General features: G+C 70.0%; 17 protein-coding genes and 1 pseudogene. 2 read left to right on the top strand and 16 right to left on the bottom strand.

Going from position 1 to position 20,317, the window contains the following annotated elements; genetic code table 11:
* Positions 1-177 precede the first annotated feature (177 nt).
* The 3 genes from FCU40_RS17975 to FCU40_RS17965 form a co-directional block, all read right to left on the bottom strand.
* Positions 178-735: an RNA polymerase sigma factor gene (locus tag FCU40_RS17975; protein WP_004620438.1), complete on the bottom strand. Its 558-nt coding sequence runs from the start codon at positions 733-735 to the stop codon at positions 178-180.
* 26 nt (positions 736-761) lie between these two features.
* A complete protein-coding gene (locus tag FCU40_RS17970; protein WP_168076781.1) occupies positions 762-1,193 on the bottom strand; it encodes an EF-hand domain-containing protein in 432 nt (143 codons plus the stop codon).
* An 85-nt stretch (positions 1,194-1,278) separates the two neighbouring features.
* Positions 1,279-4,161, bottom strand: a complete 2,883-nt coding sequence (locus tag FCU40_RS17965) for a bifunctional [glutamine synthetase] adenylyltransferase/[glutamine synthetase]-adenylyl-L-tyrosine phosphorylase (protein ID WP_168076780.1) — start codon at positions 4,159-4,161, stop codon at positions 1,279-1,281.
* Positions 4,162-4,285: 124 nt separating this feature from the next.
* On the opposite strand from FCU40_RS17965, the gene FCU40_RS17960 reads away from it, so the two are divergent.
* Positions 4,286-5,176: a M56 family metallopeptidase gene (locus FCU40_RS17960; RefSeq protein ID WP_168076779.1), complete on the top strand. Its 891-nt coding sequence runs from the start codon at positions 4,286-4,288 to the stop codon at positions 5,174-5,176.
* Positions 5,177-5,182: 6 nt separating this feature from the next.
* On the opposite strand, the gene uczS is transcribed toward FCU40_RS17960, so the two are convergent.
* From uczS to ccmI, 7 genes are all read right to left on the bottom strand, one after another.
* A complete protein-coding gene (gene uczS, locus FCU40_RS17955; protein ID WP_004620447.1) occupies positions 5,183-6,589 on the bottom strand; it encodes a two-component system sensor histidine kinase UczS in 1,407 nt (468 codons plus the stop codon).
* A gap of 124 nt (positions 6,590-6,713) precedes the next feature.
* The gene (uczR, locus tag FCU40_RS17950; protein WP_168076778.1) at positions 6,714-7,385 is read right to left on the bottom strand and encodes a two-component system response regulator UczR; all 672 of its coding nucleotides are present in this window, start codon (positions 7,383-7,385) and stop codon (positions 6,714-6,716) included.
* 249 nt (positions 7,386-7,634) lie between these two features.
* Positions 7,635-9,212 carry a Do family serine endopeptidase gene (locus tag FCU40_RS17945; protein WP_168076777.1) on the bottom strand — a complete coding sequence of 526 codons (1,578 nt, stop codon included), beginning with the start codon at positions 9,210-9,212 and terminating at the stop codon, positions 7,635-7,637.
* Between the two features lie 143 nt (positions 9,213-9,355).
* Positions 9,356-9,859, bottom strand: coding sequence for a cytochrome c-type biogenesis protein (locus FCU40_RS17940; protein ID WP_004620453.1), 504 nt, complete (start codon positions 9,857-9,859; stop codon positions 9,356-9,358).
* Between the two features lie 77 nt (positions 9,860-9,936).
* Entirely contained in the window at positions 9,937-11,919 is a 1,983-nt protein-coding gene (locus FCU40_RS17935) for a heme lyase CcmF/NrfE family subunit (RefSeq protein WP_168076775.1), read from the bottom strand.
* A 34-nt stretch (positions 11,920-11,953) separates the two neighbouring features.
* Entirely contained in the window at positions 11,954-12,442 is a 489-nt protein-coding gene (gene ccmE / locus FCU40_RS17930; RefSeq protein WP_168076773.1) for a cytochrome c maturation protein CcmE, read from the bottom strand.
* Positions 12,439-13,563, bottom strand: a complete 1,125-nt coding sequence (ccmI, locus tag FCU40_RS17925) for a c-type cytochrome biogenesis protein CcmI (protein ID WP_168076771.1) — start codon at positions 13,561-13,563, stop codon at positions 12,439-12,441. The genes ccmE and ccmI overlap by 4 nt, the downstream gene beginning before the upstream one ends.
* A gap of 72 nt (positions 13,564-13,635) precedes the next feature.
* Between ccmI and FCU40_RS17920 the strand changes: the two genes are divergently transcribed.
* Positions 13,636-14,358: an alpha/beta hydrolase gene (locus tag FCU40_RS17920; protein ID WP_168076769.1), complete on the top strand. Its 723-nt coding sequence runs from the start codon at positions 13,636-13,638 to the stop codon at positions 14,356-14,358.
* Between the two features lie 39 nt (positions 14,359-14,397).
* On the opposite strand, the gene FCU40_RS17915 is transcribed toward FCU40_RS17920, so the two are convergent.
* The 6 genes and pseudogenes from FCU40_RS17915 to FCU40_RS17890 form a co-directional block, all read right to left on the bottom strand.
* Positions 14,398-15,768, bottom strand: coding sequence for a hypothetical protein (locus FCU40_RS17915; protein ID WP_168076767.1), 1,371 nt, complete (start codon positions 15,766-15,768; stop codon positions 14,398-14,400).
* 161 nt (positions 15,769-15,929) lie between these two features.
* A complete protein-coding gene (locus FCU40_RS17910) occupies positions 15,930-17,309 on the bottom strand; it encodes an ATP-binding protein (protein WP_168076765.1) in 1,380 nt (459 codons plus the stop codon).
* Between the two features lie 4 nt (positions 17,310-17,313).
* Entirely contained in the window at positions 17,314-17,988 is a 675-nt protein-coding gene (locus FCU40_RS17905) for a response regulator transcription factor (protein WP_004620467.1), read from the bottom strand.
* Between the two features lie 14 nt (positions 17,989-18,002).
* Positions 18,003-18,320, bottom strand: coding sequence for a PepSY domain-containing protein (locus FCU40_RS17900; protein WP_004620469.1), 318 nt, complete (start codon positions 18,318-18,320; stop codon positions 18,003-18,005).
* Positions 18,321-18,476: 156 nt separating this feature from the next.
* The gene (locus FCU40_RS17895) at positions 18,477-20,051 is read right to left on the bottom strand and encodes a glycine betaine ABC transporter substrate-binding protein (RefSeq protein WP_168076763.1); all 1,575 of its coding nucleotides are present in this window, start codon (positions 20,049-20,051) and stop codon (positions 18,477-18,479) included.
* Positions 20,044-20,317 (bottom strand): annotated as a pseudogene (locus tag FCU40_RS17890) (ABC transporter ATP-binding protein); the annotation flags it as partial. The gene FCU40_RS17895 and the pseudogene FCU40_RS17890, both read right to left, overlap by 8 nt.

Genomic DNA, 20,317 nt, shown 5'->3' with positions numbered 1-20,317 from the left:
TGGGCCGCGGCGACCAGCACCGGCGTCAGCCGGGACGCTTCGACGGCCAACAGGGCGCGCGCGGCCTCGCGCTCGGCCTCGGGCCAGCGCGCGATTTCGCCGCCATAGGTCTCGGCCAGGTCCTCGAACCTCTCGAGTGACATCATGACCACACCTCCTTTCGGTCCGTCGCCGCCATCACGCCTCGCCCGCCAGATCGGCCAGCGCGGCCTTCAACGCCCGACGCCCGCGTGAAAGCAAGCTCTCCAGCGCCTCGACACTGATTTCCATCAAGCCAGCGGCTTCGATATTGCCCAAGCCCTGGTGATGGCAAAGCACGATCGCCTCCCGTTGGCGCGGCGGCAGCGCCGCCAGGGCCGACTCGACCCTCCGCGAGAGGTCGGCGCCCAGCAAGCCGGCATCCGGCGCGGGCCCCGTGTCCACCTGCTCGGGCGGCTGGTCGGTCGGCGTCTCGCGACGCTTGCGCAGCCGGTCGTAGCACAGATTGAGCGCGACGCGGTGCAGCCAGGTATCGAACTTCGCGCCGCCCGGCTTCCAGCTCCGAGCCTGCTTCCAGGCGCGCAGGAAGGTCTCCTGCGCCACGTCCTCGGCCTCGCCCGGATCGTTCAGCATCCGCCGGGCCAGTGCCAGAATGCGCGGCAGGCGTCGGTCCAGCAGGGCGCGAACGGCGGTCGGATCGCCCCGTCCCACCCCCGCCAGCAAGCCCTCGTCGGGATCGTTCCCGTCGGACGACAAACCTCAACCCGCCACGCACGTCGTCATCAGATCCCGACCTTGGCCTTACCCGGCTTGGCGTTCAACTCTTCCAGAGACAGGACGCCGTCGTTGTTGGCGTCCATGCGCTTGAACCGCCAAGCCAGGACCGCGTTCGCCTCGCTTCGCGAAATGAAGCCGTCGTGGTCGGCGTCGAAGCGCGCGAACATGCGAGCGGCGCGCTTGCTGGCCTTGTCGGACGGCTTGGCCGCCGCGTCGGCGCCGTCGCTGGCGCTCTTGGCGCGGAACGCCTCGAACTCCTCGGGCGAGATCTTGCCGTCCTTGTTGGCGTCGACGCGGGCGAACCACTTGTCGCCGTTCGCGGCCTCGAACTGCTGCAGGGTCATGCCAGCGGCGGTCGGCGTCGATGGCGTCTGGGCCAGGGCCGGACCGCCCAGGGCCAGCACGGCGCCCACGACGGTCAGAATTCGAATACCCATGCAAGATCTCCTAGGCGGTTGGCGGCCGTCCCTCGGAGACCTTAACGCGCGAGATCGCCCTTTCCGTCGCGGTCGTCGACGACTCTCAGCCCGACGCCTTGACGATCGCCGCGTAGGCGGCGCGGGCCTCGGCCTTGGCCTTGGCCAGTTTGGGCCTCAGAGACTTGAACTGGCCGACGTGACCGGCCCTGGCCAGCAGGGTCCGGAAAGCCTTGGGCTCGGCCTCGACGTCCGCGCCGTCCTCCAGCGCCACCTTGATCAGCTGAGAGAGGTCCTGCTCCAGCCGCCAGGCGGCCTCGAGCCTAGCCAGCGCGCCATCATCGGCCAGACCCGCCGCCCGCAAGGCCGCCAGGGCCTCGCCGGTATTCTGGCGAAGGGGACCGTCCTGGGCGGCGTGGGCCAGTTGCAGGAACTGGGCGGCGAACTCGATGTCCACCAGGCCGCCGGGATCGAGCTTCAGGTCCCAGTCGCCCTTGCCCGGCCGCTCGCGCTCCATCAGCTCACGCATCTCGATGACGTCGGCGGCGGTCTTCTTGGCGTCGCGCGGCCGGCGCAGCGCCGCCTCGATCGCCGCCTCGGCGCGAACCTTGAAGGCGGGCGAGCTGGCCCACACCACCCGGGCGCGCGTCAGGGCCAGCAGCTCCCAGGTCTCGGCCTCGCGCTCATAATAGTCCTCGAAGGCCGCGAAGCTGACGGCGACGGGCCCCTTGGTTCCCGAGGGGCGCAGCTTCAGGTCCACCTCGTAAAGCGTGCCCTCGCCCGTGGGCGCCGACAGGGCCGAGGCCAGGCGCTGGGTGAAGCGGCCGTAGAAGGTCTCGGCGCCCCAGGCCTTGATCGACGACATGTCGCGCGGGTCGGCGGCGTAGAGGGTCATCAGGTCGAGGTCGGACTTGGCGGTCATCTCGCGCGAGCCGGCCTTGCCCAGGGCGACGACGGCGACCTCGCCGGGGAAGGCGCCGCCGATCCGCTCGACCTCGTTCTGCGCCGCCGGCGCCAGGCCGCCGATGATCAGGTCGGCCAGTTCGGCGAACGCCCGGCCAATGTCGCGGGCGTCGGCGCTGCCGCTCATCACCCGCACGCCGATGCGGAAGCTCTGATCCCGGAACAGGCGGCGGGCGGCGTCCATCGCGCCCTCGAAATCGGCCGGGTCCCAGGGGGCGACGGCCGGAGTCTCGATCGGTCCGAAAAAGGCCGGATCCAGCAGGGCGTCCAGCGCGGTGGGCCGGCGGGCCAGGGTCGAGGCCAGGCGCGGCGCGAAGGCCATCACCTCGACGATCAGCTTGAACAGGCGCGGCTGGGCCAGAAACAGCGACTGGATCTGCACGCCCGAGCTCAGACCCGCGAAGAAGTCGGCGAAACGATTGAAGGCCGGGTCGGGCGCGCCGGTGGCGTTGGCGGCGTCCAGCAGGCGCGGCGCCAAGCGGGTGAACAGCTCGCGGCCCCGCTCGGTGCGGGTGGCGGCGATGCGCCCGTGGTGCCAGCTTCGGATGGTGGCGGCGATCCGTTCGGGGCTGGAGAACCCCATGCGCTTCAGGGTGGCCAGGGTCTCGGGATCGTCCTCGACGCCAGTGAAGACAAGGCTTCCAAAGCGGGAGGACAGCGCCTCCTCGCCGGCGAACAGCCGTCCGTAGCGCAGGTTCACGCCCTTCAGGATCTTGCCGACCGTCGCGTCGAAGCTGCGCAGGTTGTCCTGCCCCCAGAGCGCGGCGACCTTTTTGCGCTCGGCGTCCGACTCCGGAAGCTTGTGGGTCTGGTCGTCGGCGATCATCTGGGCGCGGTGTTCCAGGGCCCGCAAGTCGCGATAGGCGCCGGTCAACCAGGCGGCGTCCTCGGGCGTGACATGGCCCGCGGCGGCCAGGGCGGCCAGGGCGTCGAGGGTTCGAGGGCCGCGCAGGTCCGGCTGGCGGCCGCCCAGGATCAGCTGCTGGGTCTGGACGAAGAACTCGATCTCGCGGATGCCGCCCCGGCCCAGCTTCAGGTCGGCGCCCTTGGCGGTCAGGCGGTCATCGACCTTGTAGGCGTGGATCTGGCGCTTGATCGAATGGATGTCGGCGATGGCCGCGAAATCGAGGTTTCGCCGCCAGATGAACGGCTGTAGCCCCTCCAGGAACGCTTGTCCCTCGGCGAAGTCGCCGGCCGCGACCCGGGCTTTGATGTGGGCGGCGCGCTCCCAGTTCTGACCGACGCTCTCGTAGTAGTCCATGGCCGCGTCCACTGGCATGGCGGGCGGCGTCGAGGACGGGTCGGGGCGCAGGCGCAGGTCGATGCGGAAGACATAGCCGTCGCCGGTGCGCTCCTGCAGAACACGCCCCAGGTGGTTGGCGATGCGCACCGCCACGGCCTGGGGCTCGTGCCCCTCGGCGACCGGCAACCTGTCGGGCGCGTAGAAGATCGAAAAGTCGATGTCGCTGGAATAGTTCAGCTCGAACGCGCCGTGCTTGCCCATGGCCACGCAGAAGAGGCCGGGCGCGGGACCGTCCTCACCCTCGCCCACGTGGGTCAGCGCGCCGCGATCGACCTCCTGCCGCACGGCCTGGGCCAAAGCGGCTTTCAGCGAGGCGTCGGCGAAGCGGGTCAGGGCGCCGGTGACCTGATCGAGACCCCAGACGCCGCCCAGGTCGCACAGGGCCGTCAGCAGGTGCAGGTCGGCCTTCAGCTCGCGCAGCCGACGCCGGGCGGTCTCGAAGTCCGGCTCGGCCGCCAAGGCCTCGGCGGCGGTCAGGATCACAGCCAGGATCCGGTCGGGATCCCCCTCCAGGATCATGGGTAGGCGGCGGCCATCGCGGCGCGCCAGACCCGCCAGATAGGGCGAGGCGGCGAACACCGGCGCCAGGGCCGCCCAGGCCAGGTCCACGGACGCCATGCCCTCGCCGACCCGCTTGGCGATCATCTCGTGGGCCCGCTCGGCGGCCTTGGCGTCGAGGACGGGGCCGCAAGGGGCGAGGCGGTCGGCGAGCGGGCGAGTCATGTCGGCACCGTGGCCCGGCGCGGGGTCGTCGACAAGTCGTCGCGCCGCCGCGCGGAGACCGGCTTGACGCGGGAAATTACAGTTGTAACGATCGGGTCTTAGAAGGCCAGGAACGCCGCAGACCATGACCGAGCTGTTCGCCCTCGCCCTGATCCGGGCTCAGATCGCCGCCGCTGCCGCCGTGCTGCTGGTGATCCTTCTGCGGCCGCTGGCGCGCGGCGCCTTTGGGCCCCGCCGCGCCTACGGTCTGTGGATCATCGTCCCCGCCGCCGCCGCGGCCGCCTTCTTCCCCAGCCTGGCCGAGACCCTGGATTTCGGCTCGCCCGCGCGTCCGCTGGGCGTCTGGGCCGGCAAGCTGATCCTGCTCTGGCTGGCCGGCTGCGTGATCGCCACGGCGATCCTGACCCTGCGCGAGCACATGTTCCGCCGCCGCGTCGACCAGGGCCTGGCCGGTCCCGCCGTCGTCGGCGCCCTCTGGCCGCGCGTCGTGCTGCCGGCCGACTTCGCCCAGCGCTTCGACGATCGCGAGCGGGCGATGATCCAGCTTCACGAGCGCACCCACATCAACCGCGGCGACCCGATCGCCAACCTGGTCATCGCCGTGATCGGCGTGCTGGGCTGGTGCAATCCGATGATCGCCCTGGCCACGCGCCTGATCCGTGTCGATCAGGAACTGGCCTGCGACGCCACGGTCGTGGCTCTGCGCTCGGACATCCGCGCCGACTACGCCAGGGCCCTGATGAAGGCTCAGATGGGCGCCGCCGTCTCGCCGCTGGCCTGCGGCTGGGCCACCCACCCGCTGATCCTGCGGGTCTCCCTGCTGAACAAGCGCGAGCCGAGCCTGGCGCGCGACATCGCCGGCTTCCTGACCGTCACCTTCCTGGCCGTCGCCGCCATGGCGCTGGTCTGGAGCGTGGCGCCGCGCGGGCCTCAGGCTAGCGACGTCAATTCAGGCATGGCGGCCCAGATCGATCCGGTCACCGGCGCGATCACCTGGGTGCGGGCCACCCCGTAAGGACCGCTATTCGACGCGCGGCAGCACCAGGGCCACCCGCAGGCCCGGACCCATGCCGTTGTACTCGCCCGGCCCCTCGGCCAGCTCCAGCCGCCCGCCGTGCGAGGCCGCGACGGCCTGGACCAGCGACAAGCCCAGACCCGCGCCGGGCTCGCTGCGGCTATTCTCCAGGCGCACGAAGCGTTGGACCACACGGGCCCGGTCGGCCTCGGGCACGCCCGGCCCGGTGTCGGTGACCGAGAACTCCAGCTCGCCCGACGACGTGCGGCGCGCGCGCAGCATGATGGCGCCGCCCTCGGGCGTGTACTTGATGGCGTTGTCCAGGATGTTGGCCAGGGCCTGGGCCAGGAATTCGCGATTGCCCTTGATGGTCAGGGCCGGGACGATCTCGGCCTTGAAGTCCAGGCCCTTGTCCTCGCACGACAGTTCGTAGAGCTCGGCCATGTCGCTGGCCAGCTCCGAGGCGTCGAAGCTCTTCTGATCCGGCGCGGCGCCGGCGGCCTGCAGCCGGGCGATGGCCAGTACGGCGTTGAAGGTCTTCAGCACCCCGTCGGCGTCGGCCAGGGCCGTCTCCAGCGCCGCCAAGGGATCGCCCTTGCCGTTCTCGGCGTCGATCAGGGCCACCTCCATCCGCGCCCGCAGGCGGGTCAGCGGCGAGCGCAGGTCGTGGGCGATGGCGTCGCCGGCGTGGCGCAGACCGCCCATCAGCCGCTCGATACGGTCCAGCATGTCGTTCAGGCCCTCGGCCAGCTCGTCATACTCGTCGCGCGCGCCGCGGATCTTGGCCCGAGCGTGCAGATCGCCGGCCCGCACCGCGTTGACCACATCGACCAGCCCCTGCATCGAGCGGCTGACATTGCGGCTGATCAGCACCCCGCCGGCCAGGCCCAGCAGGATGACCAGGGCCCCCGCGCCCCACAGGGCCCGGACGATCTTGCGGACATAGGCTTCCGAGGCGTCGACATCGGCCCCGACGAACAGGATCTCGCCGTGCTCCAGCCGCTGCTGGACGCCCTTGGCCGCGGCCTTGACCTCGGCGCCGTCCATGTCGGTCTCCGTGACCTTGAAACTGGCCCAGGTGGGACCATCGCCGGTGAAGTTGGCGACCGGCGACTCCTCGATCGAGCCGGAGATCCGCTTGCCGCTCTTGTCGGCCAGGAAATACAGGAACGGCCGCTCGCCGGTGGCGCGCTCGACGATGGCCTGGTTCAGGGCGTCGACCCCGCCTTGGCGATAGGCGGTCTCCAGGCTCTCGAACTCGCGGCTGATCTCGGCCTGGGCGCGGCGGTTCACCTCGCCGGCCGTGGCGACATAGATGTAGCCCAGGAACGCGCTGGCGGCCGCCGCGAACAGGGCCAGGAACAGCAGGGTCAGCCGGAACGGCGTGGTGCGGAGGAGACGCGGCAGGCGCATGGTGTCGTAGGCGCTAAGGCCTCCTCGAGTCCGACCTCGTTCGAGTTCGGAGCATTAAGTTCCCGATCTTCCCGGCACTGGCTTCGCCGCACTGACGTGTCGCCGGGGAAGTCGGATGGTGAGACTACGGATCCAGCCGATAGCCGGCGCCACGCACGGTCTGCAGCATCGGACGGTCGAAACCCTTGTCGATCTTGCTGCGAAGGCGCGAGATGTGGACGTCGATGACGTTGGTTTGCGGATCGAAATGGTACTCCCAGACCTTCTCCAGCAGCATGGTGCGGGTCACCGACTGGCCGGCGTGGCGCATCATGAACTCCAGCAGCTGGAACTCGCGCGGCTGCAGGTCGATCTCCCTGCCCTGACGATGGACCGTCCGGTTGATCAAGTTCATTTCCAGTTCGCCCACCTTGAGGGTGGTCGCCACGGCGCCGGTCTCGCGGCGGCGCGACAGGGCCTCGACCCGGGCCATCAGCTCGGGGAAGGCGTAGGGCTTGACCAGATAGTCGTCCGCGCCGGCCCGCAGGCCCACGACGCGGTCATTGACCTCGCCCAGGGCCGAGAGGAACAGCACCGGCGTCTGGTCGCCTTCCCGGCGCAGGGTCTCGACGACGGTGACGCCGTCCAGCTTGGGCATCATCCGGTCGACGACCAGCACGTCGAAGCCGCCCTTCTGGGCTTCGGACAGGCCGGCCTCGCCATCGGGCGCGTGCAAGACCTCGTAGCCGGCCTCCTTCAGGCCGTGCGCCATCGCGCCCGCCGCTTCAAGATCGTCCTCGATAATCAGTATACGCATCAGCGAGCCCCTCATGCGCTTGAAACGGAATGGCGTGACGGTCGACGTTCCCCCGATTCCGCGCGTTGCGCGACCGTCCAAGCGGTTGATACCGCTTTCGGCGAGCGTCGCACCTTAAACCTTCGACAGATATGAAAAAGCCCCGCTCCGGCGGTGCGGAGCGGGGCTCTGTCTTTTGACCCTAGCAGGCTTACGGCCTGTCCTGATCGACTTCCGCCGATCAGGACAACCGAAGAAACCTTACGGCCTCTACGGCGCGATCTTCAGCGGCACGAAGACCGGGCGGTTCTGGCGAATGACCTTGACCAGAACGCTGGTGCGGCCGGCCTTCTTGGCGGTGGCGATCAGGCCATTGACGTCGGCGACCGTGTTGACCGCCGTGCCGTTGACATTGGCCAGGACGTCGCCCTTGGCCAGACCCTTTTCGCCCGCGTCGCTGTCGCCCTTGACGGCGGTGATCAGCAGACCCTTGACCTCGGTGTCGATCTTGTAGGTCTGGCGCGCGGCCGCGTCGATCGGCGACAGCGTCAGGCCCAGGGCGTCGATCTTGGCCGTCACCGGCTTGTCCGGCGTCGGCGCGGCGCCCGACCCTTGATCGTCGTCATTGTCGTTCAAGGCCAGCGAGCCTTCCGACGGACGGGTGCCGGACTTGACGTCGATGACGCGCGGCTTGCCGTCGCGGATGATCGACATCTTGATCGTCTCGCCCGGACGCGCCTTGGCCACTTCGCGGGTCAGCTCCGAGCGGTTGGCGATGGTCTTGCCGTTGACGCCGGTCAGGATGTCGTCGGGCAGCAGGCCGGCCTTGGCGGCGGGACCGCCCGGCACCAGCTCGGAGACAATAGCGCCCTTGACGTCCTTCAGGCCGAGCGCCTCGGCCATCTCGGAATTAAAGTCCGAGATGGTGACGCCGATATAACCACGCACCACCTTGCCGCCGGCGATCAGCTGCTTGGCGGTCGCTTCGGCGATGTCCGCCGGAATGGCGAAGCCGATGCCGACCGAGCCGCCCGACGGCGAGTAGATGGCGCTGTTGACGCCGATCACCCGGCCGTAGATGTCGAAGCTGGGACCGCCCGAGTTGCCGCGATTGATCGGCGCGTCGATCTGGATGTAGTTGACGAACGACGAGGTCGTGTCGCCCAGATCGCGGTTATAGGCCGAGATGATGCCGGCCGTGGCCGTTCCGCCCAGGCCGAACGGGTTGCCGATGGTGATCACCCAGTCGCCGACGCGCGGCTTGGCCTGGTTCTCGAAGTTCACATAGGGGAAGTCCTTCCCCTTGGCCTTGGGGTCGATGACCTTGATAACGGCCAGGTCGGTGCCTTCGTCGCGGCCGACCAGCGTGGCCTTCAGCTCGCGGCCGTCCTTCAGCACCACCTGGATGTCGTCGGCGTCGGCGACCACGTGGTTGTTGGTGACGATGTAGCCGTCGGCCGAGATGAAGAAGCCCGAGCCGGCGGACTGCTGCTTCGGCAGGGACGGCGAATCCTCGTCGCCCTGGTCCTTCTGGCCCGGCTTGCCCTTCTGGCCGCGCGGCACGATGTCGAAGCCTTCCAGGCCCGGGATTCGCAGCGGTTGCGGGCTGGCCTTGGACGTCACGTTGATCTGGACGACGGCGGGCGAGACCTTCTCGAAGATGTCGGCGAACGACATCGGCGCGCCCGGCGGCGGCGCGAAGGCCGGCGAGCCGGCCATGGCCGGAACGGCTTGAGGCGTTTCCGCCGAAGCCGTCCCCATGCGCATCCCGACTCCGGCCAGAGCCGCGCAGGCGACGCCCGCGCCAGCGACGGCGCCCACAATGAAACCCGACTTCCTAGCGGTCATTCTCGTCTTTCCTCATCCGCGCGTCCGACGCGCGGCCTTTCGATCTGAGAACCTAGTTCCAGCGACAAAAGGTGCAATGGCTCTCGACTTACTTTCCGTCACTCGGAGGGCGCTTCTTGCGGCCCCTTTTCGGCGCAATCGTGTCAATCGTCTTCGAGCAGCCGGCGCAGGCGATCTTCCTCGTCTTCGGAAAGCTCCGCCTCCGGCGTTTGCCGGCGTCGCAGCAACGCGATCATCAGCCCGCCGCCGACGACCAGCACCCCGGCGGGGGCCAGCCACAGCGCGGCGTTGCCGGCCGAAAAGCGGGGCTTCAGCAGCACGAACTCGCCATAGCGCTGCACCAGGAACGCGCGGATCTCGGCATCGCTGCGTCCGGCCTTGACCTGCTCGCGCACGAGCCGCCGCAGATCGCCCGCCAGCTGGGCCTCGGAATCGTCGATCGACTCGTTCTGGCAGACCAGGCAGCGCACCTCGCGGAAGATCGCGCGGGCCCGCGCCTCCTGGCCCGGATCGGCGAGACGCTCGGACGGCTCGGACGCGCTGGCCATCAGCGCGATGGACGCCAGGGCGACTGCGAGGGTCCTGGAGATGCTCCCCCGCGACGCGGGGGAGCTGTCGCGGAGCGACTGAGGGGGCAAACGCCGCATACGCCCAGCTAGCCCCCTCCGGCCCTCCCGACCACCTCCCCCACATCGCGGGGGAGGATCCATGACGCCCGCGCCCCTCACGACACCACCTCCCGGGCCCGGCGGCCCACGCCCAGGCGCACGCGGCGGTCCGACAGCGAGATCGCCCCGCCGATCGCCATCAAGAGCGGCCCCAGGAAGATCAGCCGCACCCACGGGTTCACATAGGCGCGCACCAGCCAGGCGGGCTTGCCGCCCTCGCCCGCCCGGCGCTCGCCGAGCACCACATAGAGGTCGTCCAGCAGGCGCGGACAGATCGCCACCTCCGAGGTGGTCTGGGCGCCGGTCGGGTAGAAGCGGCGCTCGGGCTCGGCGCGGCAAACGAGACGGCCCGCCTTGTCGACGATCCTCACCACGCCGCGCTCGGCCAGGTAGTTGGGACCTTCCACCGTGCCGATGTCGGTCAGGGTCAGCACATAGGCGCCCAGCGTCTGGCTGTCGTTCAGGCTCAGCGCCTGGGCGGCCTCGACGCGCCATGCGGTCTCGAACGACGCGCCCAGCACGAAGACGCCCAGACCGGCGTGGGCCAGGGTCGCGCCCCAGGCGCCGCGCGGCAGGCCCCGGGCGCGGCGCAAGCTCTCGGCGGACGGCGCGCGGAACAGCTTCAGGCGGTCGGCCATCTCCAGCAGCGCGCCGCCCAGCAGCCAGAAGCCCAGCGCCAGCCCGCCGCTGGCCAGGGCCTTGCGCGGCTGGACGATTCCGTAGGCGATCAGGCCAAGCAGGGCCGCGACCGCCAGAACGACCCACAGCTTGCGGGCCACGCCGCGCGCGTCGCCGCGCTTCCAGGCCAGCAGCGGGCCGGTCGGCAGGATGGCGAAGGCCAGCACCATCAGCGGCGTGAATGTCAGGTTGAAGAACGGCGCGCCGACCGATACGGCCTCGCCGTCCATGGCCTCGCGGATCAGCGGATAGAGCGTGCCCAGCAGCACCACCGCCGTCGCGGTCGACAGCAGGATATTGTTGAGGACGATGGCGCTCTCGCGGCTGACCGCGCGAAACTGGCCGCCGGGGTTCAGCGACGGGGCGCGGATCGCGAACAGCAGGAACCCGGCTCCCGCCGCCAGGCCCATCATGATCAGCAGCAGGACGCCGCGCGTCGGATCGACGGCGAAGGCGTGGACGCTGGTCAGCACGCCCGAGCGCACCAGGAAGGCGCCCAGCATCGAGAAGGTGAAGGCGGCCAGAGCCAGGAAGGCCGTCCAACCCGGCAGGGCGCCGCGCTTTTCGGTGACGATCGCCGAGTGCAGCAGGGCCGCGCCGATCAGCCAGGGCATGAAGCTGGCGTTCTCGACCGGGTCCCAGAACCACCAGCCGCCCCAGCCCAGTTCGTAATAGGCCCAGAAGGCGCCCAGGGTGATGCCGACGGTCAGCAGGCTCCAGGCCGCCAGGGTCCAGGGGCGCACCCAGCGGGCCCAGGCCGCGTCGACCCGTCCCTCGATCAGGGCCGCCAGAGACAGCGAATAGACCACCGAGAAGCCGACATAGCCGCTGTAGAGGAACGGCGGGTGAGCCGCCAGGGCGGGGTCCTGCAGCAAGGGGTTCAGCGACCGCCCCTCGACCGGGACCTCCAGCAGGCGGGCCAGCGGGTTGGAGGCGAAGACGGCATAGGCCAGGAACAGCACGCCCAGCGCGCCTTGCACGGCCAGGGCGTAGGCCCGGAGCCTGGGCGGCAAGCTCTCGCCGAACGCCGCCATGGCCGCGCCATAGCCGGTCAGGACCAGGCACCACAGCAGCATGGAGCCCTCGTGGCTGCCCCAGGCGCCGGCCACCTTGTACAGCATCGGCTTGGCGGTGTGGGAGTTGCCGGCCACGTTGGCGACCGAGAAGTCCGAGACCACGAAGGCGTGGATCAGCGCCGCGAAGGCCACCGCGACGGCGACGAAGGCGGCCACGGCCGCGCCGCGTCCCGCGCCGGCCAGCACCGGCGAGCGCCGCGCGCCGCCGACGGCCGACAGACCGGTCTGGGCGACAGACAGCATCAGCGAAAGGACGAGGGCGAACGCGCCCAGTTCGGTGATCATCCCCGTGTCGCCTCGCCGGAGAAAGGACAGACGCTCATGGCTTCTGACTCCCATAGCTGGGAGCGGGCGCGCCCTCGCCCCGCCACTCGCCCTGCTTCTTCAGGGCCTTGGCGACATCGCGCGGCATGTAGCGCTCGTCGTGCTTGGCCAGCACCTGCTTGGCGACGAAGACGCCGTTCGGATCGAAGCTGCCTTCGGCCACGATCCCCTGCCCTTCGCGGAACAGGTCCGGCAGGTCGCCGTGATAGGTCACCTTGGCCGACGCCTTGTGGTCGGCGACCACGAAGTCGACATCGCCGCCGGGGTGCTTGACCACGCTGCCGCGCTGGACGAGCCCGCCCAGTTGCACCTTGCGGCCCGGCTTGACGTGAGCCTCCTGAGCCTGGGCCGGGGTGTAGAATAGCGAGATGCTGTCGCGCAGGCCAAACAGCGCCAGACCCACGGCCAGGGCCAGCACCGGCGCGACGGCCAGCAGCACGGTGAGGCGCGTCCGCGCCTTGCGGGATTTGGGCCAGAAACTCATGGCGTCTTTACGTTGGCTTGAGCGGGCGTGTCGGCCGCCTGACGCAGGGCCGACAGCACCTTGGGCTGATCCTTGAAACGAGCCGAAGCGCTGGCCAGGGCCGCGTCGCGCTTGGCGGTCTCGCCCAGCACGGCATAGGCGCGGACCAGGCGCACCCAGCCGTCCGGATCGTCGGGCGACTTCGCCAACCGAGCCGCCAGCCCCTCGACCATGCCGGCGATCATGCCCTGGACCTGCGGGTTCTGGGCGGCGGCGGGCTCGGCGGAGGCCAGACGACCTTGCGTCTCGACCTGGGCGATCTCCGCCGCGAGCGTCGCGCGCGCCGGATTGTCGGGCGGAAGACTGGCCAGCAGCGCGCGCCAGTCCGCCAGACCGCCCTGCACATCGCCGTCCGCCACCTTGCCGCGCCCCAGGAAATAGCGGGCGCGCAGGTCGTTCGGATCGGCCTTCAACGCCTGAGTGAAAGCCAGCTTGGCGTCGGGGCCGACCTGGCCGCCGTCGCCCTTCTGAGCGCTCTCCATCACGAAGGTCTGGCCCAGCAGGCTCCAGAGGTCCGCGCGCTTGGGGGCCAGGCGCACGGCCCTGCGCAGCGCCGCCTCGGCGCCGGGCAGGTCGCCGCTGGCCACGCGGGCCTTGGCCAGGAACACCAGCGGCTCGATCGCCTTGGGCTGGCTGGCGACCACGCTTTCCAGCACGGCGGCGATCTGGTCGGGCGCCAGGGTCGCGGGATCGGCGGCCTTCCACTCGGCCACGCGCTTGGCGAAGGCCTGATCGGGCAGTTCGGGATGGCCCACGAAGAGATAGAGACCGACGGCGGCGACGCAGGCCGCGCCCACGGTCGCCACCACGGCCTTGCGCGGACCAGCGCCGTCCCGCGTCCAGTGCTCGGCCTGGTCGGCGGCGGCCAGCAGACCCCGGCCCGCCTCGGCGCGCGCGGCCTTCAACTCGTCCTGCGACAGAAGGCCGTCCAGGGCCAAGCGTTCGACCTCGGCCAGGCGGCGGCGATGCGGTTCCAGCCGGGTGTCGGCGTCATCGACCGGACGAGCCTTCGCCGCGCCCCGCAGCACAAGGCCCGCGGTCACGGCAGACAGCCCCGTCGCGGCGATCCAGAAAGCGATCATGGCCGCGTGTTAGCCGTTCCGCGAGCCGGCCGTTAGCGAAAAAAGCGCTTAAGTGCCTCGCCGCACCGCGCCATGGTGTCGCCGCGCGCATGGAGAGGTGTCATGACGGCGATCCTGCTGGTTCCGGGACTCCTCTGCTCGGAGGAGATCTTCGCCCCTCAGCTGCCGACGCTGTGGCCCCATGGCCCCGTCGCCATCGCCAACACCTTGGCGGGGGAGACCATGGCGGAGATCGCCGCGCGGATCCTGAAAAACGCCCCGCCACGCTTCGCGCTCGCGGGGGTGTCCATGGGCGGCTATCTCGCCTTCGAGATCCTGCGGCAGGCCGCCGATCGGGTGGAGAAGCTGGCGCTGATCTGCACCTCGGCGCGGCCCGACACCCCCGAACAGACCGCCGCGCGTCGCAAGATGCTGGACCAGGCGCGCGCCGTGGGCTTCGAGCGGTTCCTGAACCTGGGCGCGGATGCCCTGACGCACCCCAGCCGCAAGGGCGACCCCGCGCTTAACGCCGTCAGCATCCGGATGGGCCGGACGGTTGGACTGGACGGCTTCGCGCGCCAGACCGAGGCGGTGATCGCCCGCCCCGACAGCCGCCCGCTTCTGGCCGAAATCAGCGTCCCCACGACCATCGTGGTCGGCGACGCCGATCCGCTGACGCCCATGGCCCTGTCCGAGGAGATGGCGGCGGCGATCCCTGGCGCGACCCTGACGATCGCCGCCGACTGCGGTCACGTGATCACGCTGGAGCGGCCGGAGGTGGTCAACAAGGCTTTGGACGCCTGGCTGACGCGCTAGATGTGAGCTCTCAACAGCCCGAAAGACGGGCTTGGCCAGTTAAGCCGCGATCGCGGCGGCCGCGCGGCGGCGGACGATTTCGGCGGTCTTTTCGTCGCGGGTGTAGGCGATGAAGCCCGCGGCGATGTTCAGATACTTGACGGCCAGGGCCGTGTCGCCGCCCTCGCCCGTGCGGGCCACGTGCAGGACGTCCTCGATATAGGGGTCCAGACGCGTGTTCAGCTTTTCCAGCACCTTGGTGCGGGTCGTGCCATAGCCGGCCTTGTCGGCGCAGCTGCGCAGCTCGGCGACAAAGGCCAGGGCGCCTTGAGCGCGGCGGATCTGCGCCTCGTCCGGCTCATCGGTCAGCTTGGCCGCGCCCCTTCCGCCCTTCTTGCCCATCATCGAGATCGGACGGGTCGGCAGGGCCCGTTCCAGCTCCTTGTCGGCCTGCTCCATGCGGACCTCGCAAGCCTTGGCCATGGCCTGCTTGTGGCGAGCCAGACGCTTGCCCCACGGGCCGTCCTTGGCGACGTCTACGGACTGCTGGAATTCGACGATCTGCAGCTGGACCTTATGGGCGACCTGGGCGACCTCGCGCCCGACCTTTTCGCCATCCGCGAAATTGAAGGTCTCGACACGGACGATCGACGCATCGATGTCGTCCAGGATGCGCTCGCCGAAGTCCTTGAATTCCGACGAGGCGAGATAGCGATCGGACGGGCGGTCCATGACCGCCGAGATCACCCGCAGGATGCGCCAGTCGTCGGGCAGATGGGCCGACAGGATGTCCAGCAGCAAGGCGCCGGCGTCATCGCTGATCCGGCAGGCGTCGCGATAGGCCAGACGCGCGGCGGCCGCGCGCTCGCCCGACATGCGGCTGACCCACTCCGAAAGCTTGGGCAGGCAGCTGCGGACGATCGGCGCCAGTTGCAGGCAAAGCGCCAGATCCTCGGGATCGCAAAGAACACGAACGCTGTCGAACGCGGCGTTGTCGGGGTCGCGCAGGCCGGCCGCCGCCGTCTTGCACAGTTCGTCGAAGATCTCGGGCGTCCCCTGCTCCAGATCCCACGGATTGCACTTGGCCGAGGCCTCTTGCACGCCTTCGGGCGCGACCGACTTCAGGGCCCGCCAAAGGCGAGACAGCACGGGGGCGGGAAAGTCCACCTGGCCTTCGCGCCGGGCGACGCAAAGCGGCGCGATCGGAGCCAGGACATTATTTCGCACGAAGCGGTTGGCGGTCTCGTCCTCGACCAGTCCCCGCACGGCGGCCAACGAACCCTGTCCGCCCGCGCCCGACAACGCCAGCTCCAGACTGCGCAGAGCCGCGTCCGGCGCGGTTTCCACCAGCGTCCGGATCATCTGCATTTTGTGGGCGGCGATAGCGGCCATGATCCCCCGAAACGGACGCGCGTGTCCGATGGACGTCAACCATGTTCGAAACGAGGTTAAGGATTTCCGAAACGCGATGAAAATCCGACGCGTCAGAGCATATTGTCGCGCCGCGAAAAGCTCAACACGACTAAAGGTTTAGAAACGCCGACCAACGGTATGCGAACCGATCGAGGGCGGCGACCTTTCTCAACCTATGGCTAAGCTTCCGCGCGAGGCAGGTCTAGGCAGACGCGCAGACCGCCCAGGGGCGATTCGCCCAGTTGCACGGAGCCGCCATAGGCCCGCGCCAACTCGTCGACGATCGACAGACCCAGACCCGACCCGGGCGCGTTCTCGTCGAGGCGCTGGCCGCGCTTCAGGGCCTGGGCGCGCTCCTCGGGCGGCAGGCCGGGGCCGTCATCGTCGACGGTGAGCAACAGCCTGGCCTCGCCCTCCGGCGCGGCCTCGACGCGGATCTTGCCCCGGCACCACTTGCCGGCGTTTTCCATGACGTTGCCGGCCAGCTCCATCAGGTCCTGCTTCTCGCCCTGGAAGCACAGGTCCTCGGGACAGCGCCAATCGATCTGGACCCCCTTGTCCTGGAAAATCCGCTCCAGGGTGACGGCCAGCTCGTCCAGGATCGGCTCCAGAGGCGTGCGCTCGCCGCTGGTCTGGGAGCGCGCGGCGGCGCGGGCCCGGCGCAGGTGGTGGTCGACCTGCTCGCGCATGGTCTGGGCCTGGCGTTCGACCACCTCGGCCAGCTGGCCCGGCTGCTGAGACGCCTCGGTCAGCATGACCGACAGCGGCGTCTTCAAGGCGTGCGCGAGATTGCCGACGTGGGTGCGCTGGCGCTCCACGACCTCCTGGTTATGGGCCAGAAGGGCGTTCAGTTCGCGCGCCAGGGGCTCCAGTTCGTCCGGATAGGCGCCCTCCACGCGTTCGGTCTTGCCGCGCCGGACCGCCGCCACCTCGCGGCGCAGTCGAAACAGCGGCTGAAGACCAAACCGCACCTGCACCACCACGGCCAGGATCAGGCCGACGCCCAGGATCAGCAGGGCGATGGCGGTGACGCCCGCGAAACGATCGGCGTCGGCGTCGATCGGAGACCGGTCCTCGGCGGCCAGGAAGACCACGGGATCGGGATAGCCCGGCAGCCGAGCCTGGATGGCGGCGGCGCGCAGCGGCTTGTCTTGCGGGCCGCGAAGATCGAAGTACTGGGTCTTGCCCGGCTTGGCGTCCAGTTGGTCCACCTGGCGCGAGGACAGCATCAGGTCGCTGTCGAACAGCGAGCGAGACCGCTCGACCGCGCGCATCGCCCCGTCGCGCTGCTTGTCCAGGATCACCCAGTAGCGGCCGGAATAGGCGCGCGTGGCGCGGATGTCGGTCAGGAACGGGGCGCGCAGCTCGCCGTCGTCGACCGACGAGCCCGCGTAGAGATCATCGGTCAGCACCGCCAGAGACTGGTCGAAGCGCCGGATGGCCGCGCCGCGGAACTGGGCCGTCAGAAAGACCCCGGCCACCAGCATGACCAGCAGGGTCCAGACCCCCGCGATCAGGACCAGCCGTCGAACCAGCGAGCGGCGACGAAGATCGATCACGGAGCTAAGCGCTCTCGCCTTCCAGCGCGATCAGCCGATAGCCCAGGCCCCGCACGGTCTCGATACGGTCGGCGCCCAGCTTCTTGCGCAGGCGGCCGATGAACACCTCGATGGTGTTGCTGTCGCGATCGAAGTCCTGGTCATAAAGGTGCTCGACCAACTCGGTGCGCCCGATCACCCGGCCCTGGTGCATCATCATGTAATGCAGCAGCCGGTATTCCAGCGAGGTCAGCCGCAGCGGCTCGCCATTGACGCTGGCCCGCGCCGCCCGGGGATCCAGGCGCAGCGCGCCGCACGAGAGCGAGGGCGCGGCGTGGCCGGCCGAGCGCCGCAGCAGAGCGCGCAGGCGGGCCAGCAGTTCCTCGGTGTGGAAGGGCTTGGCCAGATAGTCGTCGGCACCGGCGTCGAAACCAGCGACCTTGTCGCTCCAGGCGGCCCGCGCGGTCAGGATCAGCACCGGCGTGGTGACATTGCCGCGCCGCCAGCGCTCCAGCACCGATACGCCGTCCACCTTCGGCAGCCCCAGGTCCAGGACCACCGCGTCATAGGGCTCGGTCTCGCCCAGGAACTGGGCTTCCTCGCCGTCGGGGGCGTGATCGACGGCGTAGCCGGCGTCGGCCAGGGCCAGCTTCAGCTGGCGCGTCAGGTCGGGATCGTCCTCGACGAGCAGAATGCGCATGACGTGGTAACTCCTCAGCCGCCGCTCAGGATCTGACCGGTCTCGGCGTCGACGATGAAGTCGATGCGACGGCCGTCCGCGGTGGCCCAGCGGACCCGATAGTTGCGGCCTTCCAGGCCGGCGTCCAGCACCCGGCCGGGCACGCGCCGGCTGATCATCTCGATCACCCGGCCCAGCGGCACGAGGCGTCCCGACTGAACGCCGCCGCGCGCCTGATCCTGACGCTCGCGCCAGTCGGCGCCCAGCGAGTCCGGACCACGCTGCGCCGAGGCCAGGCCCGGAAGGGTGGCGGCCAGCGCGGCGGCGACGATGAGAGCACGGATCGGTTTCATGCGGTCGGGTTTAACGGACCTCGGCTGAATGGAGACTGAACACGGGCGTTATGAAGAACGCGCGACGTTCTGTCACGGCGCAACCATCGCTTAGCCGCCTCTTGAACCAAACAGATTTCAACCTTGAAGCGGAAGAGATCTCGAACCACGGGGCGTTCAATCGCGTCGGGACGTCGCCATCGCGTCGCCGACGAGCATCCTGGCCGCCTCCGCCGGACTTTTCTTTCCGATGTCCCGGTCCACGGCATAGTTGGCCGCCCGCATGGCCTTGACGTCGATGCGCCCACTCAGCGGCGCCAGCGCCGCCCGCAGCCGCCGATCGTCGGCTCGCTTGGGCGAAACCAGGATCACCGCGTCATAGGGCGGCAGCGCGGCCTTCGGGTCGTCCAGCAGCACCAGGTCGTCGGCGGCGATCCGGCCGTCCGACGAGAAGGCCGAGATCACGTCGACCTCGCCGCTCTCCAGGGCCCGGTACATGAAGGTCGGCTGGAACTGACGGCGAGCCTTGAAGGCCAGGCCATAGGCGCTCTCGACGCTCTTCCATTCGGGCCGGGAAAAGAACTCCAGATCACCGCCCAGGGTCAGGCTCGGGGCCTTGGCGGCCAGATCGGCCAGAGTTCGGACGCCCAACTGCCTGGCGCGGTCTCGGCGCATGGCCAGGGCGTAGGCGTTCTCGAAGCCCAGCGGCGCCAGCAGCACGACGCCGTCGCGCGCCTTCAACGCTCGCCGCAGACCATCCAGCACCGCCTGCCGGCCTGGATTGTCCGCGCGGTTCAGGACGTTGGCCCACAGGGTGCCCGAATAGTCGACATAGGCGTCGATCTCGCCCGCCGCGAGGGCGCGATAGGCCACCGCCGAGCCCAGGTTCACGCGTCGGCGCACGGTCGCGCCGCCGGCCTCCAGCCGCCCGGCCATCAGCTCGGCCAGGATGTACTGCTCGGAGAAGTTCTTGGCCCCGACGACATAGGCCGGAGCGCCCCGAGACAGGGCCGCGCCCGCCAGCGGCGTCAGCGCCGCCAGCAGGCCGATCGCCAGGCCCGCCCCGCCAGCCCAGAGCCGCCGGCCGTCGCGTCGCGCTACTCCCACCTCGATCAGGCCCAGCAAGGCGTCCACCGCCAAGGCCAGGGCCGCCGAGGCCGCGCAGCCGACCAGCACCGCCACCCAGTCCTCGGTCTGCAGGCCCGAGAAGATGTAGTCGCCCAGCGAGGTCTGGCCGACCGGCGTGGACAGGGTCGCCGCCCCGATCGTCCAGACGGCGGCCGTGCGCACGCCGGCCATGATCACCGGCGCGGCCAGGGGCAGCTGGACGCGCCAGAGCCGCTGGCGATCGGTCATGCCCACGCCGCGCGCGGCCTCGACCACGGCGGGGTCGACGCCGGAGACGCCGGCCGCCGCGTTGCGCATGATCGGCAGCATCGAATACAGCGTCAGGGCCAGCAGCGATGGCAGAAAGCCCAGGGCTGGGAAGCCATGCCCCAGCACCCTCGTCGCCAGGCCGGACAGCAACAACAGCACCGGATAGAACAGCGCCAGCAGGGCCAAGCTGGGTATGGTCTGAACCAGGCCGGCGGCGCCCAGCGAAATCCACTTCAGGCGCGGATCGCGGGCCGCCGCGATGCCCAGCGGCAGGGCGACGGCTAGGCCCAGGCCCAGCGCCGAGGCCGACAGCGCGACATGCCAGCCCAGGCGCTCGGGCAGGACGGCCAGGGCGGCGGTCACGCGCTCAGCCACGGGCCAGCTCCGCCAGACGCTGGGCCTGTTTCCGGGGCGCGGCGATCAGGTCGGCGACAGCGGGGTCGGGATGCCCCGCCAGGAGTTCAGTCGGCGACGCATGGGCCAGCACCTTGCCGCCGGCCATCACCACCACCGCGTCGGCCAGCAGCAGCGCCTCGCCGACGTCGTGGGTGACCATCACCGTCGTCAGGCCCAGCCGCTCGTGCAGGGCCCGGACGTCGTCGGCCAGGGCCACGCGGGTCACCGGGTCCAGCGCCCCGAAC

Source organism: Caulobacter sp. SSI4214, assembly GCF_012184455.1.
GTDB classification, from domain to species: Bacteria; Pseudomonadota; Alphaproteobacteria; order Caulobacterales; family Caulobacteraceae; genus Caulobacter; species Caulobacter vibrioides_E.
This window is presented reverse-complemented; position numbering and strand designations above follow the sequence as displayed.